Annotated in this window: 17 protein-coding genes; 8 read left to right on the forward strand and 9 right to left on the reverse strand. The window is 57.5% G+C overall.

What is annotated here, in order from left to right; genetic code table 11:
• Window positions 1-33: 33 nt before the first annotated feature.
• The 4 genes from ACO07T_RS09720 (at window position 34) to ACO07T_RS09735 (ending at window position 5,207) form a co-directional block, all read left to right on the forward strand.
• Window positions 34-612, forward strand: a complete 579-nt coding sequence (locus ACO07T_RS09720; RefSeq protein WP_422049346.1) for a GNAT family N-acetyltransferase — start codon at window positions 34-36, stop codon at window positions 610-612.
• A gap of 72 nt (window positions 613-684) precedes the next feature.
• Window positions 685-2,145 (forward strand): PLP-dependent aminotransferase family protein, encoded by a 1,461-nt coding sequence (locus ACO07T_RS09725; protein ID WP_422049225.1) that lies wholly within the window; start codon window positions 685-687, stop codon window positions 2,143-2,145.
• A 115-nt stretch (window positions 2,146-2,260) separates the two neighbouring features.
• Window positions 2,261-4,042, forward strand: coding sequence for a sulfoacetaldehyde acetyltransferase (gene xsc, locus ACO07T_RS09730; RefSeq protein ID WP_422049226.1), 1,782 nt, complete (start codon window positions 2,261-2,263; stop codon window positions 4,040-4,042).
• 4 nt (window positions 4,043-4,046) lie between these two features.
• Window positions 4,047-5,207, forward strand: coding sequence for an acetate/propionate family kinase (locus ACO07T_RS09735; protein WP_422049227.1), 1,161 nt, complete (start codon window positions 4,047-4,049; stop codon window positions 5,205-5,207).
• A gap of 7 nt (window positions 5,208-5,214) precedes the next feature.
• On the opposite strand, the gene ACO07T_RS09740 is transcribed toward ACO07T_RS09735, so the two are convergent.
• Window positions 5,215-6,066: a phosphate acyltransferase gene (locus ACO07T_RS09740; protein ID WP_422049228.1), complete on the reverse strand. Its 852-nt coding sequence runs from the start codon at window positions 6,064-6,066 to the stop codon at window positions 5,215-5,217.
• A 36-nt stretch (window positions 6,067-6,102) separates the two neighbouring features.
• On the opposite strand from ACO07T_RS09740, the gene ACO07T_RS09745 reads away from it, so the two are divergent.
• The 4 genes from ACO07T_RS09745 to ACO07T_RS09760 all read left to right on the forward strand — a co-directional run bounded on the left by ACO07T_RS09745 (window position 6,103) and on the right by ACO07T_RS09760 (window position 11,832).
• Window positions 6,103-7,236 carry a citrate/2-methylcitrate synthase gene (locus ACO07T_RS09745; RefSeq protein ID WP_422049229.1) on the forward strand — a complete coding sequence of 378 codons (1,134 nt, stop codon included), beginning with the start codon at window positions 6,103-6,105 and terminating at the stop codon, window positions 7,234-7,236.
• A gap of 81 nt (window positions 7,237-7,317) precedes the next feature.
• Entirely contained in the window at window positions 7,318-10,116 is a 2,799-nt protein-coding gene (locus tag ACO07T_RS09750) for a molybdopterin oxidoreductase family protein (RefSeq protein WP_422049230.1), read from the forward strand.
• Window positions 10,117-10,195: 79 nt separating this feature from the next.
• Window positions 10,196-10,957 carry a 4Fe-4S dicluster domain-containing protein gene (locus tag ACO07T_RS09755; RefSeq protein ID WP_422049231.1) on the forward strand — a complete coding sequence of 254 codons (762 nt, stop codon included), beginning with the start codon at window positions 10,196-10,198 and terminating at the stop codon, window positions 10,955-10,957.
• Window positions 10,957-11,832: a dimethyl sulfoxide reductase anchor subunit family protein gene (locus tag ACO07T_RS09760; RefSeq protein ID WP_422049232.1), complete on the forward strand. Its 876-nt coding sequence runs from the start codon at window positions 10,957-10,959 to the stop codon at window positions 11,830-11,832. Before ACO07T_RS09755 ends, ACO07T_RS09760 begins: the two co-directional genes overlap by 1 nt.
• Here the strand turns inward: ACO07T_RS09760 and ACO07T_RS09765 are convergent.
• The 8 genes from ACO07T_RS09765 to ACO07T_RS09800 form a co-directional block, all read right to left on the reverse strand.
• Window positions 11,829-12,479: a DUF1523 family protein gene (locus ACO07T_RS09765; protein WP_422049233.1), complete on the reverse strand. Its 651-nt coding sequence runs from the start codon at window positions 12,477-12,479 to the stop codon at window positions 11,829-11,831. The genes ACO07T_RS09760 and ACO07T_RS09765 overlap by 4 nt on opposite strands.
• Window positions 12,480-12,490: 11 nt before the next feature.
• Entirely contained in the window at window positions 12,491-12,754 is a 264-nt protein-coding gene (locus tag ACO07T_RS09770) for a hypothetical protein (RefSeq protein WP_422049234.1), read from the reverse strand.
• 3 nt (window positions 12,755-12,757) lie between these two features.
• Window positions 12,758-14,107, reverse strand: a complete 1,350-nt coding sequence (locus ACO07T_RS09775) for a DUF6638 family protein (protein ID WP_422049235.1) — start codon at window positions 14,105-14,107, stop codon at window positions 12,758-12,760.
• 15 nt (window positions 14,108-14,122) lie between these two features.
• On the reverse strand, window positions 14,123-14,500 hold the full coding sequence (locus ACO07T_RS09780; protein ID WP_422049236.1) for a hypothetical protein: 378 nt from the start codon (window positions 14,498-14,500) through the stop codon (window positions 14,123-14,125).
• Window positions 14,500-16,437, reverse strand: a complete 1,938-nt coding sequence (locus ACO07T_RS09785; RefSeq protein WP_422049237.1) for an ATP-binding protein — start codon at window positions 16,435-16,437, stop codon at window positions 14,500-14,502. The genes ACO07T_RS09780 and ACO07T_RS09785 overlap by 1 nt, the downstream gene beginning before the upstream one ends.
• Window positions 16,438-16,505: 68 nt before the next feature.
• Window positions 16,506-17,627 (reverse strand): hypothetical protein, encoded by a 1,122-nt coding sequence (locus tag ACO07T_RS09790; RefSeq protein WP_422049238.1) that lies wholly within the window; start codon window positions 17,625-17,627, stop codon window positions 16,506-16,508.
• A 76-nt stretch (window positions 17,628-17,703) separates the two neighbouring features.
• Entirely contained in the window at window positions 17,704-18,780 is a 1,077-nt protein-coding gene (locus ACO07T_RS09795) for a hypothetical protein (protein WP_422049239.1), read from the reverse strand.
• Between the two features lie 271 nt (window positions 18,781-19,051).
• Complete coding sequence (locus ACO07T_RS09800; RefSeq protein WP_422049240.1) at window positions 19,052-20,260, reverse strand: aminopeptidase P family protein; 1,209 nt, start codon at window positions 20,258-20,260, stop codon at window positions 19,052-19,054.
• Between the last annotated feature and the right edge of the window lie 119 nt (window positions 20,261-20,379).

Consider the following 20,379-nt stretch of genomic DNA (forward strand, 5'->3'; position numbering starts at 1 on the left):
GCAACCCACCACAACACCAAAAAGGAACGTCCCATGTGGCCCGCTCCCGTCACACTCAAAGGCATCCACGCCAACCTTGTGCCTCTCTCGCCTGATCATGCGGCCGATTTGGCCGATGCATCTGCCGATGGCGATCTACACAACCTTTGGTACACGACCGTTCCTGCCCCCGAGGGCGTTCCGGCCGAAATCACCCGTCGCTTGGCACAACCCAATATGACGCCCTTCGCGATTCTTGATACCGCAGAACGCGCCATCGGCATGACCACCTATATGAACACCGATCCCGCCAACCGCCGCGTCGAAATCGGATCCACATGGTACCGCAAATCAGCCCAGCGCTCGCCAATCAACACCGAGTGCAAACTCTTGATGTTGCGCCATGCGTTTGAAGATCTATTTTGTATCGCTGTGGAGTTCCGTACCCACTTCATGAACCACCAATCGCGTAACGCGATCGAGCGGCTAGGCGCAAAACTCGACGGTGTACTGCGGAATCATTCACTCATGGCGAACGGTACCCTGCGCGACACGGCGGTCTATTCGATTTGCCAACACGAATGGCCTGCAGTCCGCGCAAATCTGGAACATAAGCTAAGCCAAAACCGCTGATTTGATCAGCATCTACCAGGAATGGAGAAAGTCCAGTTTGCAACCCATATAAGTCCAGTATAGCGTTCCTGCATGGCAATATCGGTTGAAACCTTTTTTCTCTCCCCCGGCTTTCAGGGCACGCTTCAGGCACAGATCCAGCAGCTGATCGCCGAAGGCATCCTATCGGGCCGCTTCCGTCGTGGAGAAAAGCTTCCCTCTTCCCGCAAACTCGCGAGCCATCTGGGTGTGAGCCGGATCACGGTAACGCTTGCTTACACCGAACTTCTTGCCAACGACTACCTGTCCTCACGTGGGCGTTCGGGATACTATGTCTCTGAAAATGCGCCTGTTCCGCCAAGTTTCTCGCCCCCAAAACGAAGCGAGGACCGCATTGACTGGACCCGCGCTCTGGGGCGCCGCTACACTGGCGGTGACACCCCGGACAAACCGAAAGACTGGGCCAATTACCGCTACCCGTTTGTTTATGGTCAAACCGATCCAAGTCTCTTTGACCACGCCAACTGGCGCCTATGCGCACTCCAGGCTTTGGGCCAAAAGGACTTCACCGCGCTCACGTCTGACTACTACGATCAAGACGATCCGGAACTGGTCGAATTCATCGCCCGCAATACACTCCCCCGTCGTGGTATTATCGCGCGCCCTGAAGAGATTCTCATCACTCTTGGCGCTCAAAACGCCCTGTGGATCGCCGCGCAAATCCTGCTGACCCAGCGCCGTATGGCCGCAATTGAAAACCCCTGCTACCACGCTCTGCGCGACATTCTAAATCAGTCCCGCTGCCATGTGGCCCCGATCAATGTCGACAAAGACGGGCTGGATCCAAGCCTGATTCCGGTCGAGGCGGACGTGATTTTCACCACGCCGAGCCACCAATGCCCGACCACCGCCACGATGCCTATGCCCCGCCGCCACGCGCTCTTGGAGCGCGCTCGCGAAATCGACGCGCTGGTGGTGGAAGACGACTATGAGTTCGAAATGTCGTTCTTGGATGCCCCTTCTCCTGCCCTGAAATCGCTCGATACAGAAGGACGGGTGATCTACGTTGGCAGCTTCTCAAAATCACTCTTCCCCGGTTTGCGTCTTGGCTATCTTGTGGGCAGCGAAGCCTTCATTCGAGAGGCACGCGCCCTACGCGCCTCTGTTCTGCGGCATCCTCCGGGCCACATTCAGCGCACGGCAGCTTACTTTCTTTCTCTCGGCCATTACGATGCTTTGATCCGCCGCATTCGCGAGGCTTTAAAGGCCCGTCGCGCAGTGATGCAGAAGGCGATCACGCAATCTGGCTTGGATGTTGCGGGTCAAGGCGCATTCGGAGGCTCAAGTTTTTGGATGCAGACGAAAGGCCACATCGATACAGAAATTTTCGCCCAAAAGATGCAAAATGACGGCGTTTTGATCGAACCCGGCGCCTCCTTTTTCTCAGGCGCGGACATCCCGCGGAATTTTTATCGCCTAGGATACTCTTCCATTCCGTCCGAGCGCATCCCTGAAGGCGTGGCCCGCATTGCCAAGGCTCTGAACGCCCTCTAATCTGGCGCTATCCCGGGCACATGTCTGGCCCTAACGCCGACACGCACCAAACCGTAGTTTCTTTCCAAAACGATCGCCCAAAACCTCCGTTCCGGGCGCAATAGGAGTTTGCTTCATGAAAATGACAACCGAAGAAGCCTTTGTAAAAGTGCTTCAAAAACACGGCATCGAACACGCCTTCGGGATCATCGGCTCCGCGATGATGCCGATCTCTGATCTGTTCCCTAAGGCAGGGATCATGTTCTGGGACTGCGCGCATGAAGGCTCCGCGGGTATGATGAGCGATGGCTACACCCGCGCTACCGGCAAAATGTCCATGATGATTGCGCAGAACGGCCCAGGCATCACCAACTTTGTGACCGCCGTGAAAACCGCCTACTGGAACCACACCCCACTACTGTTGGTGACCCCGCAAGCCGCAAACAAAACCATCGGTCAGGGTGGCTTCCAGGAAGTGGAGCAGATGGCTCTCTTCAAAGACATGGTTGCCTATCAGGAAGAAGTGCGTGATCCCTCCCGTGTAGCCGAGGTGCTTACCCGTGTGATCAGCCAAGCCAAGCGCCTCTGTGGCCCCGCGCAGCTCAACATCCCACGCGACTTCTGGACTCAGGTGATCGACATCGACATCCCTGGTCCGATCGAATTCGAAGCTTCTTCTGGCGGAACGTCCTCTGTGGCAGACGCCGCTGCATTGCTTTCATCGGCAAAGAACCCTGTGATCCTGAACGGCGCGGGTGTGGTGCTGTCTGACGGCGGCATCCCGGCCTCCATGAAGCTCGCTGAAAAACTCGACGCCCCAGTTTGCGTTGGCTACCAGCACAACGACGCTTTCCCCGGCTCCCACCCGCTTTTTGCAGGCCCGCTGGGCTACAACGGCTCCAAAGCGGCCATGGAGTTGATCAAAGACGCCGACGTTGTTCTGGCGCTTGGCACACGTCTGAACCCCTTCTCCACCCTGCCCGGCTACGGCATGGAATACTGGCCAGCCGACGCCAAAATCATTCAAGTGGACATCAACCCCAATCGCATCGGCCTCACCAAGAAGGTCTCCGTGGGCATCGTTGGGGACGCTGCCAAAGTCGCCACCGGCATTCTGGAGCAATTGGCAGACACAGCAGGTGACGACGGTCGCGACGCACGCAAGAGCCACATCTCCAAGACCAAATCTGCATGGGCCCAACAGCTTTCCTCCATGGATCACGAAGATGACGATCCGGGCACCACATGGAACGAACGCGCCCGCGCAGACAAACCGGACTGGATGAGTCCGCGCATGGCATGGCGCGCGATCCAATCCGCGCTGCCTCGCGAAGCGATCATCAGCTCCGACATCGGCAACAACTGCGCCATCGGCAACGCCTACCCGGACTTTGATCAGGGCCGCAAATACCTCGCACCCGGTCTCTTTGGCCCCTGCGGCTACGGTCTGCCCGCCATCGTTGGCGCAAAAATCGGCCAGCCAGATGTGCCTGTTGTGGGCTTTGCAGGTGACGGTGCTTTCGGCATCGCAGTAAACGAGCTCACAGCCATCGGCCGTGGCGAATGGCCTCCGGTCACCCAGATCGTTTTCCGCAACTACCAGTGGGGCGCGGAAAAACGGAACTCCACGCTTTGGTTTGATGACAACTTTGTTGGCACGGAACTCGACACACAGGTGTCCTACGCGGGCATCGCCCAAGCCTGCGGCCTGCAAGGGGTTGTGGCCCGCACCATGGACGAGCTGACCGCTGCGCTGAACAAAGCCATCGACGATCAGATGAACCATGGCAAAACCACGCTGATTGAAGCCATGATCAACCAAGAACTGGGCGAGCCCTTCCGCCGCGACGCAATGAAAAAGCCAGTTTCTGTGGCGGGCATCGACCCAGCGGACATGGTTCCGCAGAAAGCGAGCTGATCATATGGCACGGCCCGGCATCACAAGCCCCGTTCTGGTGCTCAACGCCGGGTCATCCTCTATCAAATTTGCCGTCTTTGATGGTGAGTTGAATGAGCGCATCACAGGCATCGCCGAGGGTATCGGCGGTGCCTCTTCTTTGACCATCGCCGGGAAATCCCGCGATTTGCCTTTCATCGATCACCGCGCCGCTTTGCAAGCGGTCTTGGAAGCTCTGAAAGCGCAAGGCGTGGCCGTCACCGACCTCCGCGCGGCTGCCCACCGCGTCGTGCATGGCGGGCGCAAACTGACTGCACCGGTCAAGATAAATGCCGAAGTGCGCGCCGAAATCGCCTCCTGTACGCCGCTTGCTCCGCTACACAACCCGCACAACCTCGCCGCCGTGGACACGCTGGCCGAAATCGCGCCAGAGCTGCCGCAATACGCGAGCTTTGATACCTCTTTTCATGCAACCAATCCCGACGCCGCAACCCGCTATGCCATTCCACGCATGATGGAGACCAAAGGCATCCGCCGCTATGGTTTCCACGGCCTCAGCTACGCCTCCTTGGTGCAAAACCTGCCGCAGATTTCTGGCGAAAAATTGCCCTCTCGTCTGTTGGCTTTCCACCTCGGCAATGGGGCCTCGCTTTGCGCCATCAAAAACGGTCAATCCATTGCCACAACCATGGGTTACTCACCGCTTGATGGCCTGACTATGGGCACACGCTCTGGCGGGATCGACGCGAATGCGGTTTTGCGTCTGGTAGAGGAAAACGGGCTGGAGCGGACCAAAGCGATCCTCAATCATGAAAGTGGCCTTCTGGGGCTATCTGGCGGAAAATCAGACATGCGCAACCTGATGGTGGACCCATCTGCCGACAGCGCCTTTGCCATCGAACATTTCTGCTATTGGTCGGTGCGCCATGCCGGGTCACTGATTGCTGCTATGGAAGGGCTCGACGCCATCGCCTTCACCGGCGGCATTGGTGAAAATGCCGTGGGCGTACGCGCCCGTATCTTACGGTCGCTGGAATGGGCTGGGGCCCGCATGAACCCAGATGCCAATCACGCACGCAAGCCTAGACTACACGCAGAAACCTCCAAAATCGCGATCTGGGTGATCCCTGCGCAAGAAGAGCGCATGATTGCAATGGATGCGATCTCCCTGATGGAGGCCGCATGATCTCTTTTCAACCAAGAGCGAGCGACACCGCCGTCGCATCCACGATGTCTTGCACTGTTGCGCCCCGGCTGAGGTCACAGACCGGCTTGCGGAAGCCTTGGAGAATGGGCCCCAGCGCCTGCGCACCGGCCAATTCCTGTGCCAGCTTGTATGCAATATTGCCCGAGTCCAGCGACGGGAAGACCAGCACATTGGCATCCCCAGCACCCAAACCTTTCATCTCCGCCACACGTGGATTGAGTGCTGCATCGCCTTGCACTGGGCCAACAAAACCGGTTGCCTCCGCCACTGCGCGCACCTTGTCGACACTTGGCCCTGCGCCAGACGCGCCGGTGGAAAACGACAAGAGCGCAACACGCGCATCCCCCAAAAGCGCGGCCCCGCTGCGCTCTGACGCGCGCGCAATCGCTGCCAAAGCCTCTGCATCCGGATCAACGTTCAAACCGCAATCGGCAAATATTACCTCACGCCCGTCCGGGAAGCGCATCAGGAAAAACGAGCTTGCCACCGATACACCCTCGGCCAAGCCAATTCCGATACTGGCAGCCTCGATGACTTTCTTGGTGGAAGCCACTGCGCCGGCCACCATCGCATCTGCTTCACCGACAGCCACCATGGCTGCCGCGCGGTACAGCGGTCGGCTAAGCATACGTCGTGCCACAGCTTCTTTCAGCCCTCGAGCCTCCACCAGCGCAGCAACATACGCCTCCGTATCTTCGCCCAGCGCCACAGGCTCGCAAATCCCGTCAGCCCTCAGCCGTTCTGCCGCTTGCGCAATCCGGTCGTCTTCCATTTCGGGCATCACAACCCGTGCGCCGCGCGCTTGCGCGCGGCCGATGGCGGTCTCAAGTGCTGACATCGTACCTCCCCAATTTTCGCGACTAAGGAGCCACCCGTGACAGAGAACGTCAAGATCAACCGCGGCCTAAAAGGCATTTACTTCGAACGCTCCGGCGTCAGCCACATCGATGGCGCCAAAGGCGAACTCTCCTATCGCGGTTATTCGATCCACGACCTCGCCACGCAATCCACCTTTGAAGAAGTCTGCTATTTGCTGATCCACAGCGAGCTGCCGACGGAGGCTGAGCTTGCCGATTTTGACGCAACCCTGAAAGCTGCTCGCGAACTGCCCGATCAGATCTATGACATCATCCGCGCCACTAAAGACGGCCATCCCATGGACGTACTGCGCACCGCTGTCTCAGCCCTCGCCGCTCTGGAAAGCGACAGCCAGAACGTTGGGGAAGAGGCTTTCCTCGCCAATGGCCTGCGCCTCACCTCTCAGGTGCCGATGATCATCGCCGCACATGAAAACATCCGCAACGGCCGCGATCCCGTACCTGCGGACAAAACCCTTTCCCATGCCGCCAACTGGCTCTGGATGCTGAAAGGTGAGAAGCCCTCCGAGGACGCCGCCAAACTGGCTGACGTCGATTTCATCCTGCACGCAGAACATGGCGCCAACGCCTCTTCTTTTGCGGCCCGTGTCACCATCGGCACCGACACAAATCTGCACGGCGGCATCGTCACCGCGCTGTCCACCCTTGCTGGCCCCGCCCACGGCGGCGCGGCAGAAGACGTGATGAAAATGGTGCAGGAAATTGGCACACCCGATAACGCCGCCGCCTACGTCAAAGAGAAGCGCAAGAATCGCGAGGCCGTGACCGGCTTTGGCCACCGCGTCTACCGCGCCGAAGACCCCCGCGCCCGCCACATGCGCGACGGCGTGAAAAAGCTCGGCGAAGAGATGGGCGCGCCAGAATGGTACGAAATTCTGCAAGGCGTTGTGGAGGCGATGAAGCCCTACGCCCGCCACGGCCTGAACGTGAATGTCGATTTCTACTCCGGCGTGATCTACCAGCTGCACGGCATCCCGATGGATCTCTACGTGCCGATCTTCGCCATCGGCCGCATGCCTGGTTGGATCATCCAATGCATGGACCAGCAAGAGAGCAACATCCTGATCCGCCCGCTCACGCTTTACAACGGCCCAGAGATGCGCCCCTACACGCCCATGAGTGCGCGATAAATTTCGCACCCACCCCCTTGCGCGGGAAATTTTTCCCGCCAAGGATAGACTGCCCGGAATACTCTGACCGAAAGACACCGCATGACCTTTCAGCAGCCCCAGCTTGACACTTCGCCCAAAGTCTCTGACGAGGTGCGCCAGACAACCTGCTACATGTGCGCCTGCCGTTGCGGCATCAATGTGCACATGAAAGACGGCAAAGTTGCCTATATTGAGGGCAACCGCGACCACCCGGTCAACAAAGGTGTGCTCTGCGCCAAAGGCTCTGCCGGGATCATGCAGGTCAACGCGCCTTCCCGCCTGAAAAAGCCCCTGAAACGGGTTGGCCCGCGCGGCTCTGGTGAGTTTGAGGAAATCAGCTGGGAAGAGGCGCTCTCAACGGCGGTGGGCTGGCTCACCGAGCTTCATGAAACCGCCCCGCATAAGCTGGCTTTCTTCACAGGTCGTGACCAATCTCAAAGCTTCACCAGCTTCTGGGCGCAGCACTTCGGCACCCCCAACTACGCGGCCCACGGAGGCTTCTGTTCGGTCAACATGGCTGCCGCAGGCATCTACACTATGGGCGGGGCCTTCTGGGAATTTGGCCAGCCGGATTGGGACCACACCAAACTCTTCATGATATTTGGCGTGGCTGAAGACCATGACAGCAACCCTATCAAAGCTGGCATCGGCAAAATCAAAGCACGCGGCGCAAAGGTGATCGGCGTAAACCCCGTGCGCTCCGGTTACAACGCCGTGGCCGATGAATGGGTCGGCATCACGCCGGGCACCGACGGGCTTTTCATCCTTGCGCTCATCCATGAGCTCATGAAAGCCGGCAAAATCGATCTGCACTATCTCGCGCAATACACCAACGCGGCTGTGTTGGTGGACGCCGAAACCGGCCTGCTGATGCGCGATGCCGATGGTAAAGAACTGGTTGTCGATCGCGCCACCGGCAAACTCACCCCTTTTGATCAGAAAGGCGTCCGCCCGGACCTCTCCGCCACTTATGAAGGCAACAAGACCGTCATGCACCTCATGGCAGAGAAGTACCTTGATCCGCAATACGCCCCCGAAGCGGTGGCCGAAAAAACCGGCATTCCTGCTGCCAAGATCAAAACCATCGCCGCCGAGCTGGCGCGCGTTGCCTTTGACGAAGCCTTTGAGCTGGATCAGGAATGGACAGACTTCCGGGGTGAAACCCACAATACCATGACGGGCCGCCCGGTCAGCTTTCACGCCATGCGCGGGATTTCCGCCCACTCCAATGGCTTCCAGACCTGCCGCGCGCTGCATGTGCTGCAAATCCTCTTGGGCACCGTCGAAGTCCCCGGCGGTTTCCGCTTTAAGCCGCCCTATCCCAAGCCTGTGTCTGCGCACCCTACGCCACACGGCTATGGCCGCCCCGGCAAACCCCTCGCAGGGCCGCACCTCGGCTTCCCGCGTGGCCCCGAAGATCTGCAGATCAATGAGGACGGCACCGCTTGTCGGATCGACAAAGCTTTCACGTGGGAAAACCCCATGTCGGTGCATGGCCTCATGCATATGGTGATCTCAAACGCCCACGCCCAAGATCCCTACCCGATTGATACGCTGTTCATGTACATGGCGAACATGTCGTGGAACTCCACGATGAACACCTCCGGCGTGATCAAAATGCTGACCGACCGCAACGACGACGGCGGCTATCGCATCCCGCGCATCATCTACTCGGATGCCTACAGCTCAGAGATGGTCGCCTACGCTGACCTGATCCTGCCGGACACCACCTATCTGGAACGTCACGACTGTATTTCGTTGCTCGACCGCCCAATTTGTGAGGCCGACGGCGCCGCCGATGCCATCCGCTGGCCAGTGGTGGAGCCCGATCGCGATGTGCGCGGTTTCCAATCTGTGCTGATAGAACTGGGCGCGCGCATCGGCCTGCCGCATTTCCTCAACGAAGACGGCACACCGAAGTGGAAGGACTACGCCGACTACATCGTGAACCACGAACGCCGCCCCGGCGTCGGCCCGCTTGCAGGCTTCCGTGGCGAGGATGGCGATCAGTTTGGCCGTGGCGAAGTGAATCCAGACCAGCTTCAGCGCTACATCGACAATGGCGGCTTTGCCATCGAACATGTGCCCGACAATGCGCTCTACATGAAGCCGTGGAACCAGCACTACCAAAGCTGGGCGGTACAAATCGGCCTCTATGACGCGCCCCAGCCCTTCCTGTTCCAGCTCTATGTGGAACCAATGCGCAAATTCCAACGCGCCGCCGAAGGCCACGGCGAAATCCAACCGCCAGATCATCTGCGTGACCGCCTCAAACAGGTCATGGACCCGCTCCCGATCTGGTACGCACCGCTCGAAGACGCGCGTGTCGACCCAGAGGAATTTGACGTCCACGCCCTCACCCAACGCCCCATGGCGATGTATCACAGCTGGGGCACCCAAAACGCTTGGCTGCGCCAGTTGCATGGGGAGAACCCGCTTTACCTGCCCACCAAGCTTTGGGAGAAACATGGCTTTGCCGAGGGTGACTGGGCGCGCGTGACCTCTGCCCATGGTGAAATCACAGTGCCTGTCGCCCATCAGGCCGCGCTCAACGAAAACACCGTCTGGACATGGAACGCCATTGGCAAACGTAAGGGCACTTGGGCGCTCTCTGACGATGCACCCGAAAGCAACAAAGGCTTCCTGCTCAACCATCTGATCCACGAGCTACTACCACCCAAAGGGGACGGCCTACGGTGGGCCAATTCCGACCCGATCACCGGACAGGCCGCATGGTTTGACCTGCGCGTGAAGCTCGAAAAAGCGCCGGTTCCGGTGACTGCCCAGCCCACCTTTGCACCGATAAAGTCTCCGGTGCCTCACGGCCCCAAAACGCTCGCATGGAAGGTCGGCAAATGAATATGACCGCCTTTCAAATACCGAGAATCCGCACCTACGCGATACAGCCGCAATACCGACGCAATACAGAGGTCAAAACATGACTGATCTCCCCAACCAAACCGACCGCAAACTCGGCCTCGTGATCGATCTGGACACCTGCGTCGGCTGCCATGCCTGCGTGATCTCCTGTAAGGGCTGGAACACCGAAAATTACGGCGCGCCCCTCAGCGATCAGCGTCCCTATGGTACCGAGCCCATGGGCACTTTCCTCAACCGCGTACACAGCTATGAGGTTCAGCCAGAGCAAGGCAGCGCCCAAACCGTCCACTTCCCAAAGTCTTGTTTGCATTGCGAAAATGCGCCCTGCGTGACCGTCTGTCCCACGGGAGCCAGCTATAAACGCGTCGAGGATGGTATCGTCTTGGTCAACGAGGATCACTGCATCGGCTGCGGTCTCTGCGCCTGGGCCTGCCCCTACGGCGCGCGTGAATTGGACCAAGAAGAAGGCGTGATGAAGAAATGCACCCTTTGCGTGGATCGCATCTACAACGAAAACCTGCCGGAAGAGGATCAAATCCCTTCCTGCGTGCGCACCTGCCCTGCTGGTGCACGCCACTTTGGCGACCTCTCTGATCCAAACTCAGATGTCAGCCAACTTGTTGAAAGCAGAGGCGGATTTGACCTAATGCCTGAAATGGGTACCAAGCCCGTAAACAAATATCTGCCTCCACGCTTCAAGGATTCTTGGGACGATCAAAGCCTTCTGGCCCCACTCCTGGAGCCCGTTGCAGAGGAGCCAACCGGCTTTCTCGGCTGGCTCGACAAAGCGCTTGATAAACTGCCTGGAGGCACTGCCTGATGCATCCCGCCCCATCCGTCATCATCTTCTCCACTCTCTCCGGTCTCGGCTTCGGCTTGCTATTCTGGCTTGGCATTGACCTTACCCCACCTACCGGAGGCGTGGCTTTTGCTTTCTTTTTCATAGGCTTTGCGCTTGCTGTGGGTGGGCTTTTGTCTTCCACCTTCCACCTTGGCCATCCGGAACGCGCCTGGCGTGCGCTCAGCCAATGGCGGACCAGCTGGCTCAGCCGCGAAGGTGTCTGCGCCGTCGTCGCACTCTGTGTGATGGGGCTATACGCGCTCTTCCTGATCTTCTTCGTCACCCATATCGCCATTCTGGGCTGGCTCGGAGCGCTGCTCTCGCTGCTAACAGTCTTCACCACATCAATGATCTACGCGCAGCTCGACACAGTGCCCCGTTGGAAGTCCCCTTTGACACCCGCGCTTTACCTCAGCTTTTCGCTGGCTGGTGGAGCATTATTGTCAGGCCGCACAACCATCGCCATTGCTTTACTCGCAGCAGCCGCGGCAATCCAAATCCTGTGGTGGCTGCGCGGTGACAATGCCCTCAAAGACAGTGGCACAGACATGGGAACTGCCACCGGCTTGGGCGAACGCGGCACGGTGCGCTCCATGGCGCATCCGCACACCGCACCGAACTATTTGGTCAAGGAATTCATATACATAATCGGCCGAAAGCACGCTCAAAAGCTGCGTGTGATCGCATTTATGCTGACCTTCGGCCTGCCTCTGATGATCCTCGCACTCTTGCCGTTCAGCCACATCTTGGCCGCCGTCGCGGTGCTTAGCCATATTGCAGGCGTAGCCACATCGCGTTGGCTCTTTTTTGCAGAGGCCGAGCACGTCGTCGGCCTCTACTACGGCATGCGCTAACGCGCCTTCCCGCGCCAGGTATCGAGCCAGGCGCGGAACCGGCCACGTTTTTTAGTGATATTGTCTCCAGCTGCATCCCAGCTGTCCGCCACATCATCGATCACCGGATCAATCCGCGCCTCGCGGAAACGCCGCCAGCGCACATAGATCGCCCAGAAAAGCGCTGCCAGAAGCGTCAAGAATATGATGTTAAACCAAGGGATAATACGCATATCTGGCCCGGTTGCTGGCTTGATAGATACCGCGTTTGGAAAGGCTGAGAAAAACTCATTGCGCCAGCCATAATGGGTGATTACCACCCATTCCGGTGCATCCTTGGTAGAGACCGCGTCATTGGCCTCGGTATAAAGGTTCGCCGTGTCGAATTTGAAATACGGCGGCCAGCTCCAGCCGGTATCCTCATTGCGGTACACCCGCGCTTTGTCTTTGCCATCAAAGCCCTGAAGGAACTGCACATCGCGGTTGATCAGCCCTTCTGATTGCGTGTCAGGCTTAGACCAGAAAATCCGTGTCCAGTCGCCCAACTCCTGCCGTTCTTCATAGGTGCCAACAAGGCGCACAACGTCATGCTGTGGCAGCGTGTAATGCAACCAGGCTGCCAAGCCGCCCCAAAACAGGACCCGGAAAATCCATTTTACATAAACCATTTAAGCCGCCTCTACATGAAGTTGATGACATAGATAAGGATCGCAACACAGGTCACTGGTACAATATAAACACCCAAAATCAGTTTTCGACGCAAAGAGCCATCATACTCTTGCAGCCCCTGCTCGATAAATGCGTCTTTGTCACCTGTCATCCCCTCTTCGTCCCATTCTGCACGCAACTTAGAGCGACGCACCGCACGGCTGTAGAGCGACAGGCAGACATAGATAATCGTCAGCACAATGAAGCCGATAACCGATAAACGCAGCAATGCCATTGTCTACCTCCTCACCGCACCCCAAGGGCCAACCCGAGCGATCATATCCTCGCTGGCGCGCCGTTGCACGCGCGGCATCTCCAACGGAAGCTCACGCCCAAAGAGCGCCTCACGCGCCCCAGCTTTGTCCACCTGATACTCACGTTCGAGAAAATCCGCGACAAAGCTCTTCTTGGTCTCTGACCAACCCTGATAGAGACGATAAAATACCTCTTTGTGGCAGATGAAGAGTTGGCGAATGTCCTTTGGCGCCAGCTCAGACAGCAACATGTTCACAAGATCCGATTGATCGGTATCTGTTGCACGCAGCGTGTAGAAATAGGCTGGGTGATCGCTGGTGATTTTAGGCCAGGGTCCATTGTGTTCCGCCCAGGTCACGATCTCGCGAAGCGCGTGATACTCCGGCGGCAAAGCCTCGGCATGTGTACGCGCCAAGCGGCGAATGTCACTGCGGGTTGCCCCAGTCAAATCAACGCCCGCATCCTGCGCCGCATCCACGACGATAAAATCCATTTTCTGACGCAGGATTGCAACGCCATCTACACCGCGCGCTTTCACAATCGGCTCCGCCAAGCCGTTCATATCCAGAAATTTGGCAATCTGATTGCGGTCGGAAAAATCAAAGCAGTATTTGACAGACAGCTTCCCCAAGGTGGACCTGTCCTGCGCGGCGATCACCGCAGGATGATCCACGCCCCGGAACAAATACACGCCGCCAAAATGCGCGGTCCAATAGTCCTGCTGATCAAACGCCATATGTTTGAGCGTCACCGGATTGCGCGTCACGTCGCCGGTGCGTTTGGCCAGCGTGATCATATCCGCGATCAGCACATCATCAAACCAGCCGTCTTCTTCCTGTTTGAATCGATCCGCCAGCGCCCCAAGCTTTGCAGCATCGCGCAGCGTGCCTGCCGTAGTGTCCGCTTCAATCGTGACCTGCCGAATGTCCAAAAGGCGGCTTGGCTCGCTCACAGAAAACACCGAATTCACCAGTTCCCCTGCCACCGCATCTCGGGCGGTCAGAGCAAAGAGCTGTTGTCCATTTTCTTCAATAAAGTGGCGGAGAATATCGCGACTGGTCGAAAATTTCGCATTCAGGAGAGGTGCGGCTTTCTGTTCTGTGGTCAGCAGAATGAACTGCCGATTGCAGCCACCGTGATTGAGGTAGAGATGATCCTCGAGCTCGTCGCCGATCTCAGGGCTATAACCTGAGATATCGATATGGAAATCACTAAGGCTGCTGGTTTTGCCCGTCAGATGTTTCAATGCGCGATTGTAACGCTCCACCAAAACCGGGGAGGCCACCTCAATCAGGTTGCCAAACATCAAGCCGCGTTGGATCAGCCTATGCATCTGTCATCCCCTCCATCACCGATCCCCCGCCGCAATATCCTGCCCACGCCGCGCTTCCACGCCTTGCGCTTGGCCAAACCACACGAGCCCCAGAACAGGCGCCCAAACAATTGCTGTCATCAGCGACAGGCGCAGATGCACCCATGCCGCGCCCAGCGGATCAATCTCAAAGTGGCCCACGGCCTCAAACCCGCGCATCTGGGTGACCGCAATGGAGATCATGAAGCCGATTGCCACCAGAAACGCCGCCGTCAGCGCGATGCCATGCAGCAGCTTGCCATGTGAGCGCGTTTCGCGATCCACCAGAACCCGCGGCAAAAGCACCGCCAACAGCCCTAAAGCAGCCAGCGGAACCAATGTGTTCCAGAACCCAATGGTATCAATCACAAACATCAGGTTTTGCCTTTCAGATACCGCTGTTTCGCCGCCTCGGTGCGGCCCATGTCGCGCACCATGGCCTCTATCGCGGCCTCGTCAGACTTGTCAGCATAGCGGAACTCGCTATCGGCATATCGGTTGATCTCCTGCACCACCATCTCGGTGGTGATCGGAACACGCAGCTCCGCGATCATCGCCTTTTTGGTGTCGTAGTCCTTCGTCAGGAAAAGATCTGGCTGCTCCATCCATTCGTCAGGCAACTCAAAATCCATCGCCCGCACTTTAACTGCGTCAGTGATGTTCTTGATTGCGCGGCCCGTAAAGCGTGGGTCGACCTCTTGAATGGCCTTCAGATAGGTGCCCATCTTGGCAATCGTATCCAGATCGCCGACCTGCCCATGCACGTGCTCAAACACCTTCAACAACCCCTCCTCATGGGGTCGATTGTGGCTTTCAAAACTGGCGGTCACTGCTGTCTGAATGGCCTGCGCTTCAAACAAATCATGGTCGCCCAACGCAATGTCATGGTTCTTGCCCATCAGCAGCGCGAGGATGTCGATGTAATCCTCCCGCGTCTGCGGCCCATCCACCAGAAACCGCGCCCCAGCCCGCTGGCGCAGCGCGTCATCCACATTCTCAGGGTAGTTGGAAAACATCCCAAAGGTACAGTTTCCGCGCACCACCGTGTTTGCCCCGGCAAAGGCCTCCATAAAGACAGCTGTGACCTCCTGTTGCCCGGCCGAGCTCTGCCGGTCTCCGCGTTTGCCGGCGATCTGGTCAATGTCATCAATCGTGCCAAAGCCAATCACCTGCGGGTCCAGCACATTGGCCACAAAGGATTTGGCATTCTGACCCGATTTGCCCTGATAGCTGTCGATATTATCGATGCCAAAATTCTGGTAGCGGAAGGCATAACCTGCCATCTGACAATAATCGTGGATCATCCCCGCCATCATCTGAATGAGCGTGGTTTTCCCCGTCCCCGGCGCGCCATCGCCCATGAAGGTGAAGATGAACCCGCCCATTTCGGCAAAGGGGTTCATGCGCCGCTCAAAATCATAGGCCATCAGCATCTTGGCGAGCTTCATCGCCTGATATTTGGCGATATGGTTGCCCACAACTTCGTTGGGCTTTTTGAAACTCATGGCCAGCGTGGAGCTTTTGGCCGCACGTGCTGGTGTGAAACCGTCGATGGTCAGATCATCGGCTTCTACCTTCCAGCGCGCGCCAACAAAAGCTTCCAGACGCGGCGCATTTTGGGCGCGCAAGGCCAGCTTCTCCATCAACTGTTCCGCAAATGCACAGGCACAGGCAACAAGACGATCCTCGCTGCTCACCAGTACGGCGATGTCCTGATCCAGCTCCCAAAGCGCGCCATGCAGCGCCAGCTGCGCGTTGTCGGTCAGGATCTCTTCGACCTCACCCACCTCAACCTGCGTTTCTGCGAGATGGGGCGCGAGCAGGAAGGATGTGGTATTGGCAAAGACATAGCTCGCGGCCAGCGCTTCCGCTGCCAAAAGCTCAGAAAACGCTGTTTTCTTGTCCGCACTCAGACTGCCTGCCAGATTGTCCCGCTTCAGATCGGCCAGACCCGCCGCCTCAGAAAAAGTCTCTCCAACCGCCAAGGCAATCGCCAGCGCCCGCCGCAAACCGTGCAACACATTGGCCTGCACCGGCGACACCAGCGGGTCTTCCACGCCTGCGCCCTCGATACGTTCCACCAGATGCACCCCTTCAGGCCGTGCAGTTGAACGTGTCACCAAACCCGGCGTGGTCGAGCGAAACCGCCGGCGTGTGCCAATCCCACTGGATCGTTCCGCCGCCGGGGCCACATCTTTGCCTTTGGCGATGCGCGGCGTGTGGTCAAAGCCTGCAAGCATCTGCGCTGCGGCGTCATAGTGCTTGCGAATATCCTCTTCGCGCAGCTCCATCTGGTCACTTGTCAGGCTCATCTTACATCACACCCCAAAATTCACTCTGCTTAAAACACGCTCCGAAGGCACGTTTGCTCCGCATCCATTCAATACCTGAGCACCCGCCCCTGCGGGCTCACCACATATTTGTTCACGCTGCCAAATCCCGGTGGGTTCAGCTCTTCCAGGGCCTGAAAGGGCCGCTGCGGCAGCACAATCGAACGCTCCATCCGTGTGGCGCCAGTGTCTGCCCCGCGCCCGGCAAAGGGATCGAGCGCAAAGACCTGCCGCTCCACCGTGCCAAACCAGCCAGAGCGCTCTGACTTTACGTCTTCGCTTAGCAGCTCTTCAGTGGTCCAGGCCAAGGCCCAGTCTTCCCCTTCCGGTGCGCGTGCCGCCTCAAGCACATCACGGATTGGCCCGCTCTGCCGCGTGAATGCGCTGGAATACATCGGCCCGACATGCAGGCGCTGCAAACGCTTGGGGTGCAGATCGTCAAAACTCTCATCAAAGCCCTTGGCGATGGTCACAAGCTTCAAACCCGCCACCGCCTGCGCCATCAGATGCGCCTGCACCTCTGGCCAGCGCCGCTCATCCTTGGGCAAGGCCCGCTTGCCTGTGTCCTCAAGCTCCATGAGGTAAATCGTCGGCAGATTGACCTGACTGTCATAAACCGCCCAATGCAGCAGAAACTTGCGTCGCCGCTCAGAGAGATTGCCCAGCCACAGCACCTCAGGGTGGTTCTGCGCCCAGAACAGCTCTCCCTTGAGCAACTCCTCATAATAAAGCCGCTGGCTCAGCGCGAATTGCAGCTTTGTTGGGATCTCCTGATCGCCAATAATGGTGCGCAGCATGTCGTTCTTCAGCGCCTCCGCATCCGGCATATTGCGCAGATGGCTTTCGGCCTGCTGAGCATCATTGGCCATCACCAAGAGCTCATTGAACATCGGAAAGCCGCTTTCGACAGCATCCATTGCGAGGCTGCCAAAGAACTGCCCGGTCTGCCGCCCCACCAACAGATACTTCATGCTCAGCGCTTTGAACGTGTAGCCAATGGAGGCCAGATAACGCGTGAGAATTTTCACCTCATCGGCGCGCATCTCGCCCTCCGCCTCACGTGTCGCTACCACCTGCGTCAGATGCTCCGTGATCCGCGCAAACTTCTGAAAGTACCGGCGCGAGGCATGTGTTTCCATCAGCGCGGCGTGGTCGTTGATTGTGTCAGTCACGCTTACGCTGCCATAACAAATATGAGACGTAAAAAGGGATTAGAAATAGCCCTAAAGATACACAGAAGATCCTGCATCATGCCCCATACAGGTTCTTATCGTGCTTCTCGACGATCTTCTGGAACCTTCGGGCAAAGCGTTCATCCGCCTTGGCCTTGGCCGCCAAAACATCACGTGCAAAGACCATGTGTTCCTCATGGGCTTCCATCATATCCGCCATGCGCTGGTTTGTGGCCGTCCCGATTGCGGCCATGGAGGCCTGCGCCTCTTTGTCGGTTTCCACGCCAATCTCGTTGATGCGGTGCGCGATGTCCTGCTGCTGCGCTGTCTTCAAGGATTTGGTCAGCGCATCGTAAAGCACCACACGTTGCTTTGTGTCCGTCTGTAGCTTGTTGATCAGCACCATCTGCGTCGCAGCCTGATTTTGCAGACTGTCGACCCAGGTTTTGCCTTTTTCGATATAGCGCTCCAGCGTCTGGCTTTTGGCCAGTTTCACCTGCTCTTGCTGCACCAGCTCATTGTAGACCTTATTCAGATCGGCCAGTTCGGTCTCAAGCTTCGTACGCGCGGCAGCGTCCTGCTCCACCGCAATCTTGTTCTCCAGCGCGATGATCTTGGGGTCCATACCAAGGATCTCCGCGCGCAGGTTTTCCAGCTCGCCCACAGTGAATTCACGCTCATCTAGCGTCTCGGTGAGATTGTCTTCAACCTTCACCTTCTGCTCTTCCAGCACGGCCAGCTGACTTTCTAGCAGCTTGGTGATCACATCGGATTTCGCAATCAGATCCTGCAGCTTATCGTCAATGTTGGCGGTCTTGATCCGCTCTGCCCGCATGGACTCTGATTTGCCGCGGCTGAAGATGCCCACAAAGCTCTCCCAGCCAGTTTTGTCCCGCATCTGGTCAAAGTCTTTGGAAAACGCCGCCGTCACATCATCAAGGCCCATGATCAGTTCAGCGATATTGGCGTTCATCACTTCGGTATGGGCATGCACGTCGTCCAGCGTCGCGTTCTCAATATCAATCGCAACATCATTGCCGGTTTTCATCTTTTCACGTGCCGCATCAATGCGGCCAGTCAAATCCGCAATCTTGCTCTGTGCCGCCGCGACCTGCGCCTGAGATTCGCGCACTTGAGTTTCAAAATTTGCCATCAAACACCCCCTTATTTTCTAATATCTTGAAGCGCATATGGGGAATGTTACGCCCATTTACATCGCCTCTGCAGTCAATTCGAGCAAACTGTTGCAAATGTGCACGCCAAAGAAAAGAGGAGAGAGGGATTGATACCGCCATAAGGCGATTGAATTTAGAGCTCAGCTTAGAGTTTCAGGTACATCAAAGCACCCGTAGCAACGATCCTAACGGCAAGCATACGTCAAAGATCATCAGGTTTGTCGCGCCCAACAGGGCGCGACATAACGATTATCCAACCACGTTGAACTCAGGCCCGTAAGGATAGCCCGTGATATTCTCGTTTCCGTCCTCGGTGATCACAAGAATATCATGCTCACGGTAGCCACCAGCACCAGGTTGCCCATCGGCAATCGTCAGCATCGGCTCCATGGAGATCACCATGCCCGGTTCTAGTACCGTATCGATGTCCTCGCGCAATTCCAAACCGGCTTCACGCCCATAGTAATGGCTCAACACACCAAAACTGTGGCCATAGCCAAAGGTGCGATATTGCAGCAAATCGCGCTCCGCAAAAAAGGCATTGATCTGCTCGGTCACTTCGGCGCAGCTCGCACCAGGTTTCAGCAGAGAAATACCCAGTTCATGCGCGCCGACATTGGCTTCCCAGATTGCAAGGCTCGCTGGATCGACCTCTTCCACAAACATCGTGCGTTCCAGCGCTGTGTAGTAACCGGAGATCATTGGGAAGGTGTTGAGCGACAGGATATCGCCACGCTCAAGAACACGCGCCGTCACAGGGTTATGTGCGCCATCTGTGTTGATGCCCGACTGAAACCACACCCAAGTGTCCCGATACTCAGCTCCGGGGAAGCGTTTGGCGATCTCAAGCTCCATTGCGTTCCGTCCAGCCATGGCAACATCGATTTCGCGCGCGCCGGCCTTCACAGAGTCACGAATGGCATACCCGCCCACATCCGCAACCGCAGCTCCCGCGCGGATCAGCTCGATTTCTGCGGCACTCTTGTGCATACGCTGCCGCATGGTCTGTTCGTAAAGGTCGACCGTGCTCTTTGGTTTAAGAAAACTGTTCAGCTTGTTTTGCTGCAGCAGGGTCAGGTGATCCCCCTCATAACCAATCACTGCGCTCTCGCCAGTGATCGAACGGATCGCCCGCCAGTAGTTGTCCCGCTGCCAGTCAGTGTAGGTGATATTGTCACCATAGCAGCGCCGCCATGGCTGCCCCGCATCGATACCCGCTGAAATCGTCACACACTCTGTTGGCGTCACAACCAGGGCATAGGGCCGCCCAAAGGCGCAATAGGTGAAGCCAGAGTAGTAGGACACATTGTGCATAGAGGTGAAAACCGCGGCATTTACGCCAGCCTCCACCATAATCGCGCGCAGACCAGCCACGCGGGCCTCATATTCGGCCTCCGAAAACTGCAACGGCGCTTTCTCGCCATTATGAAACCGATAAAATTCAGGACGTGATGTCATGTTGACCTCCGATCAAAGAGGTCCCGGCGTTCAGGACTGTAAAGAGTGTGGCGCATTCTTCATTCAGAATGTGGCGACGCCATCGCCAATGCCTGCGAAAGTCATGCCAAGGAACACCG

The sequence above is a fragment of the Shimia sp. genome, from assembly GCF_965227725.1.
Classification (GTDB): domain Bacteria; phylum Pseudomonadota; class Alphaproteobacteria; order Rhodobacterales; family Rhodobacteraceae; genus Shimia.

Coding starts and splice junctions, on each gene's coding strand:
- ACO07T_RS09770 (WP_422049234.1), bottom strand. CDS start 12,754: ATGGCATTGCTGCGTTTATCGGTTATCGGCTTCATTGTGCTGACGATT.
- ACO07T_RS09760 (WP_422049232.1), top strand. CDS start 10,957: ATGCATCCCGCCCCATCCGTCATCATCTTCTCCACTCTCTCCGGTCTC.
- ACO07T_RS09795 (WP_422049239.1), bottom strand. CDS start 18,780: ATGGCAAATTTTGAAACTCAAGTGCGCGAATCTCAGGCGCAGGTCGCG.
- ACO07T_RS09750 (WP_422049230.1), top strand. CDS start 7,318: ATGACCTTTCAGCAGCCCCAGCTTGACACTTCGCCCAAAGTCTCTGAC.
- ACO07T_RS09780 (WP_422049236.1), bottom strand. CDS start 14,500: ATGTTTGTGATTGATACCATTGGGTTCTGGAACACATTGGTTCCGCTG.
- ACO07T_RS09765 (WP_422049233.1), bottom strand. CDS start 12,479: ATGGTTTATGTAAAATGGATTTTCCGGGTCCTGTTTTGGGGCGGCTTG.
- ACO07T_RS09735 (WP_422049227.1), top strand. CDS start 4,047: ATGGCACGGCCCGGCATCACAAGCCCCGTTCTGGTGCTCAACGCCGGG.
- ACO07T_RS09800 (WP_422049240.1), bottom strand. CDS start 20,260: ATGACATCACGTCCTGAATTTTATCGGTTTCATAATGGCGAGAAAGCG.
- ACO07T_RS09720 (WP_422049346.1), top strand. CDS start 34: ATGTGGCCCGCTCCCGTCACACTCAAAGGCATCCACGCCAACCTTGTG.
- ACO07T_RS09740 (WP_422049228.1), bottom strand. CDS start 6,066: ATGTCAGCACTTGAGACCGCCATCGGCCGCGCGCAAGCGCGCGGCGCA.
- ACO07T_RS09725 (WP_422049225.1), top strand. CDS start 685: ATGGCAATATCGGTTGAAACCTTTTTTCTCTCCCCCGGCTTTCAGGGC.
- ACO07T_RS09785 (WP_422049237.1), bottom strand. CDS start 16,437: ATGAGCCTGACAAGTGACCAGATGGAGCTGCGCGAAGAGGATATTCGC.
- ACO07T_RS09775 (WP_422049235.1), bottom strand. CDS start 14,107: ATGCATAGGCTGATCCAACGCGGCTTGATGTTTGGCAACCTGATTGAG.
- xsc (WP_422049226.1), top strand. CDS start 2,261: ATGAAAATGACAACCGAAGAAGCCTTTGTAAAAGTGCTTCAAAAACAC.
- ACO07T_RS09755 (WP_422049231.1), top strand. CDS start 10,196: ATGACTGATCTCCCCAACCAAACCGACCGCAAACTCGGCCTCGTGATC.